5 protein-coding genes are annotated in these 2933 nt (G+C 36.4%); all 5 read right to left on the bottom strand.

Features of this window, described 5'->3' with window-relative positions; genetic code table 11:
* Window positions 1–190, bottom strand: a 190-nt coding sequence (locus tag J7K93_05040) for an NADH-quinone oxidoreductase subunit D (GenBank protein ID MCD6116358.1), incomplete at its 3' end; no start/stop codon positions are given.
* Complete coding sequence (locus J7K93_05035) at window positions 187–672, bottom strand: NADH-quinone oxidoreductase subunit C (protein ID MCD6116357.1); 486 nt, start codon at window positions 670–672, stop codon at window positions 187–189. The genes J7K93_05040 and J7K93_05035, both read right to left, overlap by 4 nt.
* Window positions 669–1232, bottom strand: coding sequence for an NADH-quinone oxidoreductase subunit NuoB (nuoB, locus tag J7K93_05030; GenBank protein MCD6116356.1), 564 nt, complete (start codon window positions 1230–1232; stop codon window positions 669–671). The genes J7K93_05035 and nuoB overlap by 4 nt, the downstream gene beginning before the upstream one ends.
* 13 nt (window positions 1233–1245) lie before the next feature.
* Window positions 1246–2139 carry an NADH-quinone oxidoreductase subunit H gene (locus tag J7K93_05025; protein MCD6116355.1) on the bottom strand — a complete coding sequence of 298 codons (894 nt, stop codon included), beginning with the start codon at window positions 2137–2139 and terminating at the stop codon, window positions 1246–1248.
* The coding region (locus J7K93_05020) for an NADH-quinone oxidoreductase subunit M (protein MCD6116354.1) at window positions 2127–2933 on the bottom strand (807 nt) is incomplete at its 5' end. The genes J7K93_05020 and J7K93_05025, both read right to left, overlap by 13 nt.

Below are 2933 nucleotides of genomic sequence, written 5' to 3'. Positions count from 1 at the left end.
TGTTTTCAACAAGTTTTTCAAAACCTCTGTGCAGCTGTCCCGGATCAGGGTCAACCCTTTTTATTGTGTGTCCCTCAACTGTTAAAATGTAAGAAAAATTGCCATTCATTCCCGGGTGGTTCGGCCCAAAGAAAAGTTCATATTTTTTATATCTGTCTTCTTGTCCTAAAAATGTTAATAGTTCATTCATTTGTCCCTCTCTTCTTTGAATTTACCATAAACCTCATTTGAATATGCGAGAGAATCAAAATCTTTTCTCATTGGAGGGATATCAAGCCAATTGTGCAGAAATAGCGGCATAAGTTTATCATTTCCAATAAAGTTAACACCGAAAAATTCATGAGTATCTCTTTCATACATTTCGGCTGTTTCCCAGAGATTTACAACTGACTGAATATCGAGGTTATCTCTTTTTATTCGAGTTTTTACCAATATCTGTTGGTTATCCGAATAGGAAAAGAGATTATAAACAATCTCAAATTCACCGTCATCAATCCAATCAACTGCTGTTAACAGTGCTAATTCTTTAAAACCGAGCAGTTGAAGAAAGGCTAAAACAGATATGTTCTGCTCTTTTTTAATTCCAACGGAAAATTGGTGATCATCTAAAATTTTAATATCCACTTTTTGGAAATTATTTTTTATCTTTTCAATTATTTCTTTTTGTGTCATTTTTTTACCCCTGTTTCAAACACGGATTTTGTTCTATTCAACACAGCATTCTGGTTCTTTTTATACCAGTCATAATTCTCTTTATATTTTTTATAACCTACAGCAGTGCTGTTTTCTATTGATTCCATAAGAGTATTAAATCCGTTAATAATTGCTTCCGGCCTTGGCATACAGCCCTCTATTGATAGATCAATTGGAAGATAAAGAGCGAGTCTGTTAATTACTGTGTATGAGTCGTAATAGATACCTCCGTTTAACGGGCATGAACCGAATGCAATTAACCATTTTGGTTCCTGCATCTGTTCGTATGTGTATATTACTCTTTTGAGCGATTTAATTGAAAGATATCCGGTAACCAAAAGCAGATCTGCTTGCCTTGGTGTAGCCATGGGCCCCAGACCAAATCGTTCCATGTCCCATCGTGATGTCATTGTAGGAGGGAGTTCAATTGCTCCGCAGCCTGTACAGTAATGGAGCATCCACATGGATTTTTTTCTGAAATAGTTCAGAATATTTTCCCATCCTTTGTCTCTCAGATCTTTTCTTGATGTTGCAAGCATATTATCACCTTTTTCATAAAATAGTTATCAGTAATTGTACAAGGGAAAATGCCATCGGCCATTTCCAAAACCATTTGACAGCGTCTTCAAATTTAAATCTGGGGGAAACAGCATTTATGGATAATGATAAGATATAAAGAATGAACATTTTAAAGAAGAATGCCCAAATGTTTGATGCTCCTCCGAGAAATAGATTTGTTATTATTGCAGTCTCGAGAAAAATTTGCGCGGCGTGCTGCAAAAAGGCAAGTCCCATCATTTTTCCGCTTAATTCCACCATTGGCCCTGAAGCAATTTCCGAGGGGGCAATCATTGCATCAAATGGTTTCTCTCCAAGCATGCCCTGTAATGCCATTTCTGCTGCAATAAAGCCCAACGGGTATCTAATAAGATTCCAATGCAAAAATCCCCCGGCTTGATTTGTTATCATAACGGATAAAAGCGAACTTTGATTTACAAATATTAATGATATGACAACAATAACAAAAGGTATTTCATAACCAAGCATCATTGTTAACGCTCTTGCTATACCTATTGAGGCATTTGGGTTTCCGGAAGCAGAAACTCCCATTGCCATCCCAAGAGAACCTATTGTCATAAAATAGAGCATTATGATAATATTTCCATTCATCGAATTGAATAGATGATACCCGGCAATCGGCAGAAAGGCTATTGTAGCCAAAATTCCTGCAAGTCCCATCATAATACCAAAATCCATAACCCAATGATGTGAGATAGATTTTTTTGAGAAAAGCTTAATCACATCAAGATACGACTGCCAGAATGGAGGTCCGTATCTTCTTTGAATCCTTGCTGTATATTTTCTTCCGATACCCATAAACAGCAGACCCACAATTATGCTCACAAGAACAAATCCTATGTACTTTATTACTATCATAGTAACCATCCCGCTATAATTATAGTTATAATTCCAACCATAAAAAATATTGATGACGATCTTGCCGAAGATGTAAACATAGAACTGAAAGCATCTCCAATAAGATTAACGTTTTTGACAAATGTATCATAAAAATGCTTTACATCAATTTTTACTGACTTAAAAAGATTTTGAAATGGTTCATAAAATTTAAATGCGAAATGATACATCTCTGTTGTCATGCCAAAATCTTTTGGATTTTGCCCTGCAGTGTAGTTATCCAGCGGCTCCACATGATGCCGCGGTTTCCCAATAAGATAAAAAACAAATGCAACAAGAAAACTTAAAGCAAACATATTAAACACAGCGAGAGCATCAACATTGGAAAGGAATGCAAACATAGTAGTGTTTGTAACTTTCATAGGGATAAGACCCATTTTTGCAACGATTTCTCCTATAGGCCTCAAAACGTATCCCGGAAACATTCCTATTCCAATCATAAGCAGCATCATTATAAACATTGGCAACTGCATCAAAATGGGAACTTCTTTTACATTGTCCAGTTTTTCAGGAAGCTGACCCAGAAAAATTGAATGTAAAGCTCTGTATAAGTACATAAATGCACCGGTTGATGCAATGAATATCGTTATTGTAAGGAACGGGAATTTACTTGTTAGCAAAGCCTGATAGATCAACCATTTTGATGCATATCCGTTCATTGGAGGGATACCTGCTGCTGCAATTATACCGAGCAAGAACGTAAGAAATGTAATAGGCATTTTTGTTGCAAGTCCGCCCAGCCTGTGCATGTCTCTTTCGTGTGT

Source organism: bacterium (genome assembly GCA_021158245.1).
In the GTDB taxonomy this organism is placed as follows: domain Bacteria; phylum Zhuqueibacterota; class QNDG01; order QNDG01; family QNDG01; genus QNDG01.
Note: the sequence above shows the minus strand (reverse complement) of the source record. Positions and strands in the feature narration are given on the sequence as shown.